This window comes from Shimia sp. R9_1 (assembly GCF_017743775.1).
Classification (GTDB): domain Bacteria; phylum Pseudomonadota; class Alphaproteobacteria; order Rhodobacterales; family Rhodobacteraceae; genus Shimia.
In genome coordinates, this window is record NZ_JAGHRN010000007.1 from 142,176 (window position 1) to 158,621 (window position 16,446).

14 protein-coding genes are annotated in these 16,446 nt (G+C 60.5%); 8 read left to right on the forward strand and 6 right to left on the reverse strand.

Features of this window, described 5'->3' with window-relative positions; genetic code table 11:
• Positions 1 to 13 precede the first annotated feature (13 nt).
• The 4 genes from nuoN to J7399_RS18980 all read left to right on the forward strand — a co-directional run bounded on the left by nuoN (position 14) and on the right by J7399_RS18980 (position 4,785).
• The gene (gene nuoN, locus J7399_RS18965) at positions 14 to 1,453 is read left to right on the forward strand and encodes an NADH-quinone oxidoreductase subunit NuoN (RefSeq protein ID WP_209088889.1); all 1,440 of its coding nucleotides are present in this window, start codon (positions 14 to 16) and stop codon (positions 1,451 to 1,453) included.
• Between the two features lie 116 nt (positions 1,454 to 1,569).
• A complete protein-coding gene (locus J7399_RS18970; protein ID WP_209065326.1) occupies positions 1,570 to 2,322 on the forward strand; it encodes a biotin--[acetyl-CoA-carboxylase] ligase in 753 nt (250 codons plus the stop codon).
• A gap of 25 nt (positions 2,323 to 2,347) precedes the next feature.
• Positions 2,348 to 3,124 (forward strand): type III pantothenate kinase, encoded by a 777-nt coding sequence (locus J7399_RS18975; protein ID WP_209080084.1) that lies wholly within the window; start codon positions 2,348 to 2,350, stop codon positions 3,122 to 3,124.
• Positions 3,121 to 4,785 carry a ribonuclease J gene (locus J7399_RS18980; protein WP_209088892.1) on the forward strand — a complete coding sequence of 555 codons (1,665 nt, stop codon included), beginning with the start codon at positions 3,121 to 3,123 and terminating at the stop codon, positions 4,783 to 4,785. Before J7399_RS18975 ends, J7399_RS18980 begins: the two co-directional genes overlap by 4 nt.
• Before the next feature lie 75 nt (positions 4,786 to 4,860).
• On the opposite strand, the gene J7399_RS18985 is transcribed toward J7399_RS18980, so the two are convergent.
• From J7399_RS18985 to J7399_RS19005, 5 genes are all read right to left on the reverse strand, one after another.
• Positions 4,861 to 6,258, reverse strand: a complete 1,398-nt coding sequence (locus J7399_RS18985) for a DEAD/DEAH box helicase (protein WP_209080087.1) — start codon at positions 6,256 to 6,258, stop codon at positions 4,861 to 4,863.
• A gap of 175 nt (positions 6,259 to 6,433) precedes the next feature.
• The gene (locus J7399_RS18990; RefSeq protein ID WP_209088895.1) at positions 6,434 to 7,384 is read right to left on the reverse strand and encodes a glycosyltransferase family 2 protein; all 951 of its coding nucleotides are present in this window, start codon (positions 7,382 to 7,384) and stop codon (positions 6,434 to 6,436) included.
• Positions 7,381 to 8,136, reverse strand: a complete 756-nt coding sequence (locus J7399_RS18995; RefSeq protein WP_209088898.1) for a hypothetical protein — start codon at positions 8,134 to 8,136, stop codon at positions 7,381 to 7,383. Before J7399_RS18995 ends, J7399_RS18990 begins: the two co-directional genes overlap by 4 nt.
• Positions 8,137 to 8,183: 47 nt before the next feature.
• Positions 8,184 to 9,791, reverse strand: a complete 1,608-nt coding sequence (locus J7399_RS19000; RefSeq protein ID WP_209065320.1) for a peptide chain release factor 3 — start codon at positions 9,789 to 9,791, stop codon at positions 8,184 to 8,186.
• A gap of 76 nt (positions 9,792 to 9,867) precedes the next feature.
• Positions 9,868 to 10,896, reverse strand: coding sequence for a Hint domain-containing protein (locus tag J7399_RS19005; RefSeq protein WP_247742974.1), 1,029 nt, complete (start codon positions 10,894 to 10,896; stop codon positions 9,868 to 9,870).
• 150 nt (positions 10,897 to 11,046) lie between these two features.
• Between J7399_RS19005 and J7399_RS19010 the strand changes: the two genes are divergently transcribed.
• The 4 genes from J7399_RS19010 (at position 11,047) to J7399_RS19025 (ending at position 15,623) form a co-directional block, all read left to right on the forward strand.
• Positions 11,047 to 11,826, forward strand: a complete 780-nt coding sequence (locus J7399_RS19010) for an SDR family oxidoreductase (protein ID WP_209088901.1) — start codon at positions 11,047 to 11,049, stop codon at positions 11,824 to 11,826.
• 15 nt (positions 11,827 to 11,841) lie between these two features.
• Positions 11,842 to 12,996 carry a DNA alkylation repair protein gene (locus J7399_RS19015; protein ID WP_247742975.1) on the forward strand — a complete coding sequence of 385 codons (1,155 nt, stop codon included), beginning with the start codon at positions 11,842 to 11,844 and terminating at the stop codon, positions 12,994 to 12,996.
• A 91-nt stretch (positions 12,997 to 13,087) separates the two neighbouring features.
• On the forward strand, positions 13,088 to 14,473 hold the full coding sequence (locus J7399_RS19020; RefSeq protein ID WP_209088904.1) for a sodium:proline symporter: 1,386 nt from the start codon (positions 13,088 to 13,090) through the stop codon (positions 14,471 to 14,473).
• Between the two features lie 19 nt (positions 14,474 to 14,492).
• Positions 14,493 to 15,623 (forward strand): ABC transporter ATP-binding protein, encoded by a 1,131-nt coding sequence (locus tag J7399_RS19025; protein ID WP_209088907.1) that lies wholly within the window; start codon positions 14,493 to 14,495, stop codon positions 15,621 to 15,623.
• Between the two features lie 92 nt (positions 15,624 to 15,715).
• Here the strand turns inward: J7399_RS19025 and J7399_RS19030 are convergent, their stop codons facing one another.
• Positions 15,716 to 16,384 (reverse strand): YafY family protein, encoded by a 669-nt coding sequence (locus J7399_RS19030; RefSeq protein WP_209088910.1) that lies wholly within the window; start codon positions 16,382 to 16,384, stop codon positions 15,716 to 15,718.
• Positions 16,385 to 16,446: the final 62 nt, after the last annotated feature.

Here is a 16,446-nt window from a genome sequence, read left to right on the forward strand (position 1 = left end):
GAGCGCTTGAGACATGATTCAGGCTGATCTGAATATCATCCTGCCGGAAATCCTCCTGGCGATTTATGCCATGCTCGCGTTGGTGGCGGTGGTCTACACCGGCAAAGACAAGATGGCGGGCATGCTCACCTGGATCACCGCCGGTGTGTTTGTGCTTCTGGCCATGTGGATCGGGGCCTCCGGCGCAGGTGACAATGTGGCGTTCAACGGCATGTTCCACGATGACGCCTTCTCCCGCTTTGCCAAAATTGCCATGCTGCTGTCTGGCGCTGCGGTTCTGGTGATGGGGCAGGACTACATGGCGCGGCGCGGCATGCTGCGCTTTGAATATCCGGTCCTCGTGTCGCTTGCGATGGTGGGGATGATGACCATGGTCTCCGCCGGAGATCTGATCACGCTCTACATGGGGCTCGAGCTGCAGTCTCTGGCGCTCTACGTGGTGGCGTCTTTCCGTCGTGACAGCGTGAAATCCACTGAGGCGGGCATGAAGTACTTCCTGCTGGGCGCGCTGTCGTCGGGCCTGTTGCTTTATGGCTCCTCCCTTGTCTACGGTTTTGCAGGCACAACGCAGTTCAGTGGCATCATCGACGTGGCTGGCCATGGCGACACTCCGCTTGGTCTGCTCTTTGGCCTGACCTTTGTGGTCGCGGGCCTCGCGTTCAAAGTGTCCGCCGTGCCGTTTCACATGTGGACGCCTGATGTCTATGAGGGCGCCCCAACACCGATTACCGCCTTCTTCGCCACCGCACCAAAGCTTGCGGCGATGGGTCTCTTTGCCCGCGTGCTGTTTGATGCCTTTGGTGGCGTGGTTGCAGACTGGCAGCAGATCATCGCGCTTCTGTCGGTGCTGTCGATGTTCCTTGGCGCAGTCGCCGCGATTGGCCAGCGCAATATCAAACGCCTGATGGCCTATTCCTCGATCGCCCACATGGGCTATGCGCTGATGGGGCTTGCCTCCGGCACCGCTTTGGGGATCGAGGCGATGCTGGTCTATATGGCGATCTACGTCACCATGAACATCGGCACCTTTGCCTTTATCCTGTCGATGGAGAAAGACGGCCAGCCGGTGGTCGATATTTCAGCGCTCAACATGTACTCCAAGCGTGCGCCTGGCCGGGCGCTGGCGATGCTGTTCCTGCTGTTCTCTCTGGCAGGTGTGCCGCCTTTCCTCGGCTTCTTTGGCAAACTCTATGTGCTGCGCGCCGCCTTTGATGCGGGCCTTGCATGGCTGGCGGTTGCCGGTGTGATCGCCTCGGTGATCGGGGCGTTTTATTATCTGCGCATTGTCTACTTCATGTACTTCGGCGAAGAGCGTGACGCGCTCGACGCACCACGGTCTCCGGTGCAGCACCTCATGCTGGTGCTGAGCGCGGCCGTGATGCTTCTGGGTGTGGTGAACTTCTTTGGCGTGGATACGGCCGCACAGGCCGCCGCCGTGGCCCTGCTGCAATAACCCGCTTGCCTTTTGCCATCCGGACGTTGATTGTGACGCGCCCCACGGGGCGCGTCGCCTTTTTTGAAAGCGCGCTACGTGAGGGCGCTTTTCGACCTGTAAGAAGATAAAAACACATGAGCAATTGGCCCGAGGGGTATGGCCGCCGCGTTCTGGCGGAAGTCGACAGCACCAATGCAGAGGCCGCGCGCATTGCACCGCAACTGGCCGCGCCTGAGTGGATCCTGGGCCTGCGCCAGACCAAGGGCCGTGGCCGCCGTGGCCGTGCCTGGGTCGATCCGGTTGGCAACTTTGCCGCCACCTTGGTGATGCGCCCGGCAGAAAGCCCCGATCAGGTCGCTCTGCGGTCTTTCGTGGCGGCTCTGGCGCTCTACGATGCCTTTGTCGCAGTGACGGGCCGCAGTGACGGGCTCGCGCTCAAATGGCCCAACGACGTGTTGCTGAACGGCGGCAAAGTGGCGGGCATCCTGCTGGAGAGCGCGGGCTTTGCGGGGGGCGCGGTCAGCCACATCGCCATCGGCATCGGTGTGAACCTTGCCCACGCGCCCGACACCGGCGCTGTCGAAGCACAGGCCACGCGCCCGGTCTCTCTGCTCTCTGAAACCGGCGCCTCCGTTGATCCGGAAAGCTTCCTCGAAGCGCTGGCCACCGCCTATGCCCGCTGGGAGGCACAGTTTGCCACCTACGGGTTTGAACCGATCCGCACCGCCTGGCTCACGCGCGCGGCGCGCATTGGCGAAGTCATGACGGCACGTACCACCCGTGAGGAGACCACCGGGACCTTTGAAACGGTGGACAGCGCTGGAAATCTGGTGTTGAAGACCGCGAAGGGCCGCATTGCCATAGCTGCGGCAGACATCTTTTTCTGATCCACGCAACAGGGGGATCTGCGCCATGCTTCTTGCCATCGACTGCGGCAACACCAACACTGTGTTCTCGATCTGGGACGGGGAGAAATTCCTGTGCACCCTGCGCACGTCGACCCACCATGCACGCACGGCAGACGCTTACTTCACCTGGTACTCGACCCTGATCAATCACTACGGCATCGACGCAGACATCACTGATGTGATCATCTCCTCCACCGTGCCGCGGGTGGTCTGGAACCTGCGCGTTTTTGCCGACCGGTTCTTCAACTGCCGTCCTCTGGTGGTTGGCAAGCCAGAGTGCAAACTGCCGCATCAACCGCGTGTGGATCAGGGCACCCAGCCGGGCCCGGACCGTCTGGCCAATGCGGTGGGCGCCTATGACCGCCACGGCGGCAATGTGGTGGTGGTTGATTTTGGCACCGCCACGAACTTTGATGTGGTCGCCGAAGATGGCGCCTATGTGGGCGGCGTGATTGCCCCCGGCGTGAACCTCAGCCTTGAGGCGCTGCACTCCGGAGCCGCCGCATTGCCGCATGTGGATGTCAGTCAGCCGGAAAAGGTGATCGGCACCAACACGGTTGGCTGTATTCAATCGGGTGTGTTCTGGGGATACACGGGCCTGATCGAAGGCATTATCTCCCGGATCAAAGCGGAATATGGCGCACCGATGAAAGTGGTGGGCACGGGGGGTCTTGCACCGCTCTTTGAGCAGGGCGATCACCTGTTTGATACCATCGAAGATGATTTGACGATGCACGGGCTGACCGTCATCCACGACTTTAACAAGGAGCAGGGCGCATGAGCGACCGCTTGATCTATCTGCCGCTTGGCGGTTCTGGCGAAATTGGCATGAACGCCTATGTCTATGGCTACGGGCCAGCAGACAATGAGCGTCTCATTCTGGTGGACATTGGTGTTGCGTTTTCTGACATGGAAACCAGCCCCGGTGTGGACCTGATCTTTGCAGACATTCGCTGGCTTGAGGAAAACAAACACCGGCTCGAGGCGATTTTCATCACCCACGGCCACGAGGATCACATCGGCGCGGTCGGGCATTACTGGGAGCGCCTCGGTGTGCCGGTCTACGCCCGCACATTCACCGCCAATCTGGCCCGTCACAAGATGGCAGATCGCGGCCAGCCCGAAGAGGTGGTGCGCACAGTCTCTGCATGGCCCGAAGTGACCGAAGCCGGCCCGTTCAAGGTTGGGTTCCTGCCGGTCAGCCACTCCATCCCGGAAAGCGCCGCTTTGGTGATCGACAGCCCCGCAGGCCGCGTGATCCACTCTGGTGACTTCAAGCTTGATGAAACCCCGCTGGTGGGAGAGCCTTTTGACCCGGCTTTGTGGGCAGAGGTTGCCAAAGAAGGCGTCAAAGCGCTGATCTGTGACAGCACCAATGTGTTCTCACCTCACGCAGGCCGTTCGGAGGCCTCTGTTGGGCCGGAGATCGAAGCACTGGTCGCCAAAGCGCCCAATATGGTGGTCGCGACCACCTTCGCCTCCAACGTGGCCCGCGTGAAAACATTGGCCGAGGCGGGCGAGCGGGCAGGGCGGTCCATCTGCCTCATGGGCCGCGCCATGCGCCGCATGATCGAAGCCGCCATTCAGACCGGTGTTCTGGACAGCTTCCCCAAGGTGGTCAGCCCCGAAGACGCCGCCAGCATCCCGCGTGAGAACCTGATGCTGCTCGTCACCGGCTCTCAAGGCGAGCGCCGCGCCGCCAGTGCGCAACTCGCCCGTGGCAAATACAATGGCATCAAACTGAAAGAAGGCGATCTCTTCCTCTTCAGCTCCAAAACCATTCCGGGCAACGAAAAAGGTGTGATCCGCATCATCAACCAATTCTCCGAGATGGGTGTGGATGTGGTGGATGACAGCTCCGGGAAATACCACGTGTCCGGTCATGCCAACCGCCCGGATCTCCAGCGTCTGCATGAGATTGTGAACCCAACGATGGTGATCCCGAACCACGGCGAACACCGTCACCTGCGCGAACATGCCAAGCTCGCCAATGAAGGCGGCCGCGCCTCTATCGTGGCGGTGAACGGCACCATGCTGGAACTCTCCGGCGACCAGCCCTCGATTGCGGGGTACGTCGAAACCGGACGCACCTATCTGGACGGCACCGCACAGATCGGCGCGCTGGACGGCATCGTGCGCGATCGTATCCGCATGGCGCTCAACGGCCATGTACTTGTGACCGTGCTGCTGGATGAAGATGATGAGCCGCTGGGAGATGCCTGGTGCGAAATCATGGGCCTGTCAGAAATGGGCCGCTCGCAAGCGCCGCTGGTTGACGTGCTGGAAGAGGACATCACCCAGTTCCTGGGGCGCGCCAAAGAGAAGACATTGGCGGATGATGACAAGCTTGAAGGCGAAATTCGCCGGATCGTGCGCAATTCTGCCCGTGATGAGATCGGCAAAAAGCCCGAAGTCACCGTGGTGGTCAGCCGCCTGAGCTGACCTGACCTTCAGGCCCGAAAAACAGAGCAAAAAAAGGGCCCCTCGGGGCCCTTTGTCGTTTCGCGCAGGCTGCGTTTAGCCCGCCGCGTTTTCCGCATCGCGTCGCTCTTCAAAGCTCAGCGCAATAAAGCTTGGCAGATGGTCGCCCATGCCCACCACGCGGTTGTCATCGCGCCGGTCATGACGGCCACGGCCGCGTCCGCGGTTTGAACGGCCACGTGGCTCTTCTTGCGCGGGCAGTTCCAGCGCCTCTACCACGTTTGGCTTCTCTTCGGCCTTCTTGGAAGTCTCTTCCTTCGGCTTGCGCGCTTTGCGCGGCTCCGGCTTGACCGGATTTTCCACGCGCGGGATCTCTTTCTGGATCAGCGCTTCCACCGCCTCAAAGGCTTTTTCGTCCCGCGGGTTGCAGATCGTAAACGCCTTGCCTTCACGACCGGCACGACCTGTCCGGCCAATGCGGTGCACATAGTCTTCGGCGTGACCCGGCACATCAAAGTTGAACACATGGCTCACACTTGGCACATCCAGACCGCGCGCCGCCACATCAGAGGCCACCAAAATACGCAGCTCGCCATTCCGGAAAGATTCCAGTGTCTTGGTCCGCTGCGACTGGTCCAGATCGCCATGGATCGGCGCGGCATCATAACCGTATTTCTTCAGCGATTTTGCGCAGATATCCACATCCGTCTTGCGGTTGCAGAAGATGATCGCGTTGCTGCAGGCCTCACCTTCGCCGTCGATCAGCGCGCGCAGAACCTTGCGCTTCTCGCTGCCTTCACGATCACGGCGGGAGGCTTTGAACATGACAACGCCCTGCTCAATGGTCTCGCTTGCGGTCGCCTGACGGGCCACTTCCACCCGCTCTGGGTTGGAGAGGAAAGTGTTGGTGATCCGCTCAATTTCCGGCGCCATGGTGGCGGAGAAAAACAGTGTCTGGCGGGTGAAAGGGGTGAGGCCAAAGATCCGCTCGATGTCAGGGATAAAGCCCATGTCCAGCATCCGGTCAGCTTCATCCACCACCATGACTTTCACGTCAGACAGGATCAGCTTGCCGCGCTCGAAATGGTCCAGCAGACGGCCCGGTGTGGCGATCAGCACATCGACGCCTTTGTCGATGATCGCTTCCTGCTCTTTGAAGCTCACCCCGCCAATCAGCAGCGCTTTGGTCAGCTTCAGATATTTGGAATAGGTGTCAAAGTTCTCCGCCACCTGTGCGGCCAGTTCCCGTGTCGGGCAGAGCACTAGGCTGCGCGGCATGCGCGCCCGCGCACGTCCCCGCGCCAGCAACGACAGCATCGGCAGGGTAAAGCTTGCGGTCTTGCCGGTGCCGGTTTGCGCGATGCCAAGAACGTCCCGGCCTTCGAGCGCGGATGGAATCGCCCCCGCTTGAATTGGGGTTGGCGTTTCGTAGCCCGCTTCGCTGATTGCTTTCAGCACCTTAGGGTTCAGGTTCAGGTCAGAAAATTTTGTCATTTGTATCCGTGGTTTACGGACACGACTTGGCCCGTAGCGGCTTTGGGATCAGGCCCGGCTGGCCCCGCAACACATGGCGATATCGATCCTCGGCGCCTTCTATCGCACAGAAGGCTTTAGGTCAATGAAACCAGCGAGTTCCCACCGGTTTGACGTAAAGTGAGAAACATTTGCCTCAAAAATCGGGGAAGTGTTTCCGGCGTTTCGCATCCAAATCCAGCACATGTTCCTGCAAGACCCCACGCTCCCGCAGGCGTTGCGTCAGCTCAGGTGTGGCCAGGCAGGCCTCCTCATAGAACCGCCGCAACCCATTCGGCTCCTTGGCCAGATGGGTAAAGAGCTTATGCAGATTGAGGCCGCCCTCATCTTCCGGAACAGCCGCCCCCAGCTCGTCGCGGTAAGACCCCTTTTTGTGGCGATAGGTGAAACTTTTCTGCCAATGATCCCACCCTGTGGTGTGCAGGTGCAGAAGCCTGGTATCGGTCAGCTCCATCTGCCCCGGGTTGCGCACCCCATTCTGCATCACATTGTGAATTTTCACTTTCATGTCGCTCTGTTTGGTGCGCATGAAGATTTTACCAGCCACATGGCTGACAAACCCGCCTTTCAGATAGGGCGCAAAGGTCGGATAAATTTCCGCCACCAGACGGCTGCGGTCATCTTTGTTGGCGATGAAGCTTTTAAACAGGCGCGGCTCCGTGCCTTCCTCCATAGGTGCCAGCGCCTCAGCAGGGCGCACACGCGCGGTCAGACAGCTCTCTGGCAGGGCGGCAAGCTGATCCGTGATAACACGCTCCGGCCATAAGAACTCATCCACATCAATGTGCAGCAGCCAATCCAGATCCTTTGCGCGGTGATAAGCGTGGCGCGCGTTGTAGGACTGGCGGTTCTGGTGCATCGGCGGGCGTTTGCCCCGCGCCTTGATCCAGTAGTTCTCGCCGGTGCTCACGGGCGTGATCTTCGGATGGGCCTTCAGCAGCGCCTTGGCCTCTGGATTTGGGGCGTCGAGATAGATCCAAAGATGGCTCGCCCCCAGCTCCAGATGGTGCGCGGTAAAGTTCAGGATGTCTTCGGCAGAGGCTTTGATGGTCGCGACCACACCCCAAGTTGGCTTTTGCGTCGTCATTTCCGTGCCTGTTGCCGCTCTCGTTTCGCCCGCATCTGCGACAGGCGCCGGAACACGCCGCCCGGTTCCGCAATCAGCTCCCCCAGCAAATGCTCAGCCAGCGGCGCAATCACCGGATCGGTCTTGGCCATTTCCCAGATTGGCGCGATCAGGTTGATATCCAACCCGCCATGGACCAGTGAAAACGGTTCCATATCCAGCGGGAGCCGGGTTTTCACCCGCTTGCCAAAGCCATGCTCTTTTTCAGGTGGCAGGCCGCTGAAACTGCGCTCAAACTCATAGAGCTTCATCATGCCAAAGAGCATCTTTAGGGCTTGGCCAACTTCCCTCTGCGCTGGCGTGTCTCCGTGATCGGCAAAGGTCTGCACCGCGCTCACCTGCCAACGCAGATTTAACGCACCAATCAGATGCGCATGTTCTTCTGCCCAGATCCGCCGAAACAACGCAGCGGTTTGCGGTGGTTGCGCGCGTTTGCGCAGGTTGGAAATCAGCTGCGCATTCAAAAAGGCCAGCGCGCTCTGCCCGACAAACTCTTCCGCGATCTGCCGACGCTTGCGCGCCCAGCTTGTCTTGGGGTCATCCGGCTGCTTTTGTGTCGCGCTCTCGGGTACGATTTCAGCCTTCAGCGCGGCCAGATCCGCATCCAACGGCGGCAGGTCTTCGGGACCAAAATCAAAGGGGTCGCGCCGCCCCTCATAACGCGCGAGCATATAGGCAAAGCCGCCCGGATAGGTGAGGGTGTCGTCGGTCATGGCGCGATGTTTGCACGGGGGCATCCCCCGTGCAATCTCAGACTGTATCAGACCATCATTTCCTTGGTGGCCGTCAGCGTCACATCCGGATAGTCGCGCGCCACGCGGTCGATATCCCATTGCAAACGCGTCAGAAACACCACGTCGCCATCATGGTCATAGCTGATGTGCTGCTTGTTCATGTCGGCAAATTTCTCAACCGCCTGACGCTCGCCATTGACCCAACGGGCCGAGGTGAACTGGCTCTGTTCAAAGCGCACCGGCAGGCCGTATTCCATCTCGATCCGGCTAGCGAGCACTTCAAACTGAAGCTGGCCAACCACACCGACGATGAAGCCGGACCCGATCATTGGCTTGAACACTTTGGCCGCGCCTTCCTCGGCGAACTGCATCAGCGCCTTTTCAAGGTGCTTCGCCTTCATCGGATCGCCTGCGCGAATGCCTTGCAGCAGTTCCGGCGCAAAGCTCGGAATGCCGGAAACGCGGAGCGCCTCGCCTTCGGTCAGCGTGTCACCAATCCGCAGTTGCCCGTGGTTGGGAATACCGATGATATCGCCTGCCCAGGCCTCGTCTGCGAGTTCGCGATCAGAGGCGAGGAAGAGCACCGGATTGGAAATCGCCATCGGCTTTTTGGTGCGCACATGGGTCAGTTTCATGCCGCGCTTGAAGTGCCCGGAGGCCATGCGCACAAAGGCCACACGGTCGCGGTGTTTGGGGTCCATATTGGCCTGAACCTTGAACACAAAGCCCGCGACCTTTTTTTCCTCTGGCGCAATCTCACGCGGCTGCGCGGTCTGCACCTGTGGCTCCGGCCCGTAAGAGCCAATGCCATCCATCAGCTCTTTCACCCCAAAAGAGTTGATCGCAGAGCCGAACCAGATCGGGGTCATATGCCCTTCCAGCACCGCCTGCGGATCAAGCTGCGGCAGCAGCTCCTTGGCCATCTCGACCTCTTCCTGCAGCTTCTCCAGCAGATGTGCAGGCACGTGGTCGGCCAGTTTCGGATCGTCCAGCCCGTCAATCTGAATGGTCTCGGCGATCACATTCCGGTCCGCGCGGTCCATCAGCTCCAGACGGTCGTTGAGCATGTCATAACAGCCCAGGAACTCGCGCCCCATGCCAATCGGCCAGCTTGCCGGTGTCACGTCAATCGCGAGGTTTTCCTGAATCTCGTCAATGATATCAAAGGTATCGCGGCTTTCGCGGTCCATCTTGTTACAGAAGGTCAGGATCGGTAGGTCGCGCAGACGACACACTTCAAAGAGCTTCTGCGTCTGGCTTTCCACACCTTTGGCGCCGTCAATCACCATTACCGCCGCATCCACCGCAGTCAGCGTGCGATAGGTGTCTTCGGAGAAGTCGCTGTGGCCCGGTGTGTCCACCAGATTGAAGCGGAAGTTACCAAAATCAAAGGACATCGCAGAGGCCGACACGGAGATCCCGCGATCCTTTTCCATCTGCATGAAGTCCGAGCGCGTCCGCCGCGCCTCACCTTTGGCACGCACCTGACCCGCCATCTGGATCGCACCACCATAGAGCAGGAATTTTTCCGTCAGCGTGGTTTTCCCGGCGTCCGGGTGCGAAATGATCGCAAACGTACGGCGGCGCGCAATCTCGGGCGGCAATTCGGGGCGGTTTGTGCTCGTGTCCAACATGGTCGCGCGTATAGGCGCGCGCGCTCATTTTCGCAAGGAAAAGCAGAGGGCAGGGCTGCGTGCAGCCCCGGCCGCGTTACTTGGAAGACGCCCGTTTCAACAGCTCCACCGCGTCCGGACGGTTCAGTAGGCTTTCATGCACTTCCAGATGCCCGACTGGCCCGCCACGTGTGCTGTTATTGGCCGCTTTGCGTTGCAGCCGCTCTGTGACCTCTTTGGGCACAGCCGGCCGCGTGCGCGTGTCCATCTGCATGGTTTCGGCCGAAATCCCTTCGGCAAAGATGATCTGATGGGTGTCAAACATCAGCTGGTAGTAATCTACAAAGCCACCTTCGGCGGCATAGACGGTCTCACCGTTCACCAGATGGCGCGCCTTGATCAGCAACTCGCTGCGCCCCACACCGATGTGGTCATGACGCTGATAGACAAACAGGCGATGGTCCGGGCTCACCCGCAGGTCGCCTGCATTGTTGAGCGTGCCTTTGGTGATCACAACCGGGGCAAATTCGCCGCTGGCGCGCTGCACCGAATGGCCGATCCAGCGCAATTCCTGCGGACCGTCATCGCGGGTCAGAACGCGGTCGCCCACTTTCAGGTCCTCGACCTTGCGCTGCTCTCCCGTGGCCATGGTGATATGTGTGCCGCTGGTAAAGCTGACACAGGCCAGCTGCGCGAGCCGCGTCGAGGCCGCATCCCGGTCGATCCCGACCAGCGCGTAATCGGTTTTGGGCGTCAAAGGCGCAAGCGCTGCGCCGTAAATCTGGACCACGCCGCCTGCGTCATCCACTTCAACCAGCACCAGCACTTCGATGGTGTCTCCGCTGGGGGGCATGAATGTGGCCACACAATCCAGAAAAACCCGCGCGTCTTTGGTGCCAAGCCCGCGGTCGCTGGCGACAAAATGCTGCCCGTCCGCATCGGTGCGCAATGACAGGCTTTTCACCTGCGCATCCATCGACAGCGCATAGATGTCATCCAGAACAAGCTCTTGGGCAAAAGACAAAGAATCCCCGAGGTTCGCGCCATCTGTGACGTGAAACGCTTCTGCGAGATACACAGGCAGCCGCTGGGACGGCATCGCGGTGTCCTGAACCTGTGAGTACATGGTCTACCTTCTCGTTACTTCTCTTATGGGCAGCGCCGGTCCCTAAAATTATCGTTCAATTGTGGCAGCAGAAAGCCGAGCCTTCGGCATATTGCTGGCATCCTTAGAGAATTAGGTATTTCTTAGCCACATTACAAAGGGGAGAATCGCATGGAATTGGGAATCAAAGGTAAACGCGCGCTCGTCTGTGCGTCCTCAAAGGGTCTGGGGCTGGGATGCGCCCGCGCTTTGGCCGCCGAAGGTGTGGATCTGATCATGAACGCACGCGGTGCCGAGGCGTTGGAAGCCTCCGCCGCAGCGATTCGCGAAGAGTTTGGCGTCAAGGTTGAGGCCATCGCCTGTGACGTGACCACGCCAGACGGGCAGGCCAAGCTCATTGAGGCCGCGCAGGGCGTCGATATTCTGGTCAACAACGCGGGCGGCCCGCCTCCCGGCATGTGGACCGATTGGGACCGTGACGATTTTATCTCCGCGCTGGATGCCAATATGCTTGCACCAATCGCACTGATCAAAGCGCTGGTGCCGGGCATGATGGAGCGTGGCTGGGGCCGTGTGGTCAACATCACTTCGGTGTCGGTGAAGTCCCCTATCCCGGTGCTGGGTCTGTCCAACGCCGCGCGCGCGGGCCTCACCGGCTATGTGGCGGGCACCGCCCGTCAGGTCGCAGGCACAGGCGTGACCATCAACAACCTGCTGCCCGGCATCCACGCCACCGACCGCGCCGTTGCGTTGGACACTGCCGTGACACAGCAACAGGGCATCAGCATGGAGGAGGCACAAGCCCAACGCGCCGCCACCATCCCCGCAGGCCGCTATGGCACAGCAGATGAGTTTGGCGCCACCTGCGCCTTCCTCTGTTCGCATCATGCGGGCTTTATCGTGGGTCAAAACGTGCTGCTGGACGGCGGCGCCTTTGCCTCTGCGATGTAAACGGGGGCAATAGATTTGGCGCGGGGTACTGGTGTGTCGCAAGGGTTTTCACTGAAAGATCATCTGTTTAACGCTGAAAGCATGGCGGATCTGGCGGCAGAATATGCCGCCGGTATTCCCGGCTTTGATGCGGAAGGCTTTCAGGCAGAAACTGTTGCCGGCTTTCCAGAACGTGAGCTGATGGAGCGCATGGAGTGGATTGCCGACTGCATCGAAAAACGCCTCGCGTCAGATTTTCTCTCCATGGCGGATCAACTGGAGGCCGCCATGCCCCCCGCGCTTGACCCCACACTCAAAGACGATGATTTCGGGCGCTTCATTCATGCGGTGCCCGGCATTCTCGCGGTGCGCCACGGGCTCGAAGACCATCGCGACCGCAGCTTTGATCTGCTGCACGCCGCAACACAGCGCTTTTCGATGGAGTTCTACATCCGCCCTTTCCTGAACCGCTGGCCAGAGGAGACCTTCGCCCGTCTCGCGGACTGGGCGCAAGACGAAAACTACCACGTGCGCCGTCTGGTCAGCGAAGGCACCCGCCCCAAACTGCCATGGGCCAAGAAGATCGACATCGACCCGCTTGCCCCCTTGCCGCTGCTCGCCCAGCTGCACAGCGATCCAACCCGCTATGTGACGCGCTCCGTGGCCAACCACCTCAACGACATTTCCAAGATCGACACCGAGGTGGTGGTGCAGCACCTCGCCGCTTGGCAGGCCGACGGCACGCAGGCCGCCAAAGAGCTCGATTGGATGACACGTCACGCCCTGCGCACCGCTGTGAAAGCGGGCCATCCCGATGCGCTTTCGCATCTGGGATTTGCCGCTGACGCGCCCGTCACGGTGCAAAACCTCAGCGTCGGCGCTGACAGCATTGTGATCGGCGAGGCGCTCAATGTCGCCGTCACGCTCAGCACAGATGCGCGCAGCGCCGTGCCGGTGATTGTCGACTACGTACTGACCTTCCACCGCCCGGAAGGCAAAACCGGCCAGAAGGTCTTCAAGCTCAAGCAGGGCAAAGTGCCCGCAGGTGGCCGTTTGGATCTGTCCAAGAAACACCCGCTCAAAGCCAACGCCTCGACCTTCAAGCTGCATGCGGGCCCGCATAAGCTTGCGGTGCAGGTCAACGGCAGGCAGCTTGCCGAAGTGGCATTTGAGTTGGTGGACGCAGGGTAATTCCTTTACAGGCTTTCACGTTTTTGTGGGGCGGCTGGTGCGAACAGTTGCTGCCTGCTAGGCGGAAAGTCTGACGAACTGGGGAAATTCCATGCAGGCCACCGCCATTATCACGATCTTCGCAGCCATCATTGTGCTCAGCCTTTTTGTCGCGCCGCGCCGCGCTTCGGTCGAAGGCTTCTTTGGTGGCCAATCTGTTTCCGGCAACGCGCCACAGCTCTGGACGCTGGTGTTTTCGCAAGTCACCACCTGGATCTTTGCCCGCTCGCTGATGAACGCCGCGATCCTCGGGTTTTACTACGGCATCGCGGGCACGCTTGCCTATGCGGCCTATTACGGCTCTTTTCTCACCGGCGGCTACATCGTCAATCACATGCGCACACAAGGCGCGCGCTCGGTGCAGGACTGGCTGACGGACCGCTTCGGCGCGGCAGGCACCACCGCTTATAACGTCGTCATCGCCCTGCGTTTGCTGTCAGAGGTCTTTGCAAACCTGCTTGTTGTGGGTCTGATCTTCTCCGCCGCCTTCCCCGAGGTTGCGAGCGCCAGCACCACCGCCATTCTGGTGGTCGGTATTCTGGCTCTGGCCTATTCCGCTTGGGGCGGTCTTTCAGCCGCACTGCGCACTGATGTGGTGCAGATGAGCCTTTTCCTCGTGGTCTTTGGTGCGGCCTTTGTGGCGCTGATCCTGCGCCCCGGCTTTGACCTCGGCGCGGTTCTGACCGCGCCCGGCGTCTCCGGCCCGCACAATGGCTGGGTGCTCTTGGTGGTCGCCGCGCTGCAGGTTTTCTCTTATCCGGTGCATGATCCGGTGATGATGGACCGCGGCTTCCTTGCCGACCGCGACACCACCCGCAAAAGCTTCCTGCACGCCTTCTGGATCTCCACCCTCTGCATCATAGCCTTTGGCTTCTTTGGTATTCAGGCCGCGCTTGAGGGGGCCGCTTACGAAGGCCAGTTGCTCGGCACTTGGTCCACAATGCTGCCAACCTGGGTGTTCACGCTGCTTCTGGTGTCTCTTCTGGTCTCAGCGCTCTCCACACTGGATTCCGCCCTCAGCTCCGCGTCCCGCCTTGTGGTTGAAGAGCTGCGGATAGCGCCGCGCACCCTCATGGGCGGCCGTATCGCCATGCTGTTCTTTGCTGTTGCAGGCGGCGCGCTGACCCTTTGGGGCAATCAGACCCTGTTTGATGCGGTGGCGGTCTCCGGCACGGCCTCGATGTTCCTCACACCGGTGCTGGTTGTTGGCTTGCTGAGCAACCGCACCGTGCCGCTGTGGTCCTATCTCGTCAGCTTTGCCGCCGCCATGATCGGCGCCATGGCCTATATGTTCCGCAGCTCAGAGCTGTTTGCAGGCCTGCTTTATGATGGCCACAAATACGAACAGCTCCTGCAAATCTGTCTGATCGTCTTGGTGATCGGTTTTGCCGCTGTGATCCTTGGCAGCCGCAGGGTTGATGCGCGGGTAGGGGGCTGATACATCTGCGCGAAACCCGATGGAAACCCTCGGGGATCGCAAGAGGCCACAGGTGCAGTCGCAGATCGAAACTCCCACACCCCGTCTTGAAATCCGCAACCTACGCCGCCGTTTCGGCAGCCGTCAGGTGGTGGACGACGTCTCCCTGTCCCTGCATTCGGGGCAGGTGACCTGCCTGCTCGGCCCGTCCGGCTGCGGCAAATCCACCACCCTGCGCATGATCGCCGGAGTGGACATGCAGGACAGCGGTGAGATCTATGTGGACGGCAATCTGATCTGTGACACGGTCTTCCGCGTCCCGCCGGAGCGCCGCCAAATCGGCCTGATGTTTCAGGACTTTGCCCTCTTTCCGCATCTCTCGGTGGCTGACAACGTCGCCTTTGGTCTGAAAGGCAGCCGCGACGCCAAACGCGCCCGCGTCGAGGAGCTTCTGGCCAAGGTGAATCTCGGCTGGGCCATCGACAAATTCCCGCATATGCTCTCAGGCGGCGAACAACAGCGCATTGCCTTGGCCCGCGCACTGGCCCCGCGCCCGCGCATCATGCTGATGGACGAGCCGTTCTCCGGCCTTGATAACCGCCTGCGCGACGGCATCCGCGACGAAACCCTCGCTGTCTTGAAAGAAGAAGACACCGCCGTCCTGCTCGTCACCCATGAGCCGGAAGAGGCCATGCGCATGGCCGATGAAATTGCCCTCATGCGCTACGGTAAAATTGTGCAGCAAGGCGCCCCTTACAACATCTACAACGCCCCCGTGGACAAGCAGGCCGTCGCCTTTTTCAGCGACATCAATGTGATCCGCTCCACCAGCAACGGCGCGCTGACAGACACGCCTTTCGGCCAGTTCCTGACCCCGGGTCTGGAGGATGGCGCACCGGTTGAGATCGTGATCCGCCCGCAGCATTTGAAGTTGGATTTTGACCGCGCCGGCCGCGGCCCGCTGCCCACGACGTCAGACGGCGTTGCGGCGCGCGGCGTTGTCACCCGTGCGCGCTTCATGGGCAACGAAAGCCTTGTTGAGTTCAGAATGGATCACGATGCCTCAGATCTGAAAGTCACCGTGCCCAATGTCTTCCTGCCCAAAGAAGGCACGGCGCTCTGGCTCACCATCCGTCGCGACCGCTGCTTCGTGTTTCCGGCGGAAGCCTGAGCCGCGCGGCCCACTTCATTCTGCCAAAAAATACTCCGGGCCAAATACGCTGGGGATGAATTGGCGCAGCCAAGAAGGGGCTGGCCCTTTGCCTAGCTCTGCGCCTCAAAGTCCCGCAGACTCTTCCCCGGCTCCTCCACAAACAGGCCGGGCAGGGGCGTGATCTCCGTGATCTGATCCACGCGCAGCTCCGCAAAGCCATTGCCGGTTTCATCCCAAACCGCCAGCACCCAGACCCGCCCCCAATAGCTCAGCTTCAAGGGCCGCACATCGCGCGTGCTTTCAGAGGTGCGCACATGCAGCTTCTGTTTGCCACGGATCGCGGTGCGCAGCGGCTCCAGATGGCGCATCGCCCGAGCACTCACATCAAAGGGATAGCTCGCAAAGCCAAAGCCCTGCGTCACCCCGCCCACCTCTTCTGGCAACATGGCGTCGATCTTGGCGCTCAGGCTTTCCGCCGCCTCCCGCAGCTCCCCCTCCATGCCGGTGCCCACCACCGCAAGCCCGATATGCAGCGCTTCAAGCTCCGCCTCCGTGAGGTTCAAAGGCGGCAGGGTCAGTGCCGCCTGCGCCCGGTATCCTGTGCCACGCGCGCCCTCGATCGCCACGCCACTCCCCATCAGCGTTTTCATATCGCGATAGACCGTGCGCAAAGAGACCCCAAGCGCCGCTGCCAAGTCCTCGGCCCGGTGCAGCTGCCCATCACGCAGCATCTCCATCAACGACATCAGCCGGTCAGCACGATTTTCCGAGGTTGCCATGGGATGATTCTCTCAATTTCTGCCCTCAAACAGACAACTGACAGAATAGTGACAAAAAGAGC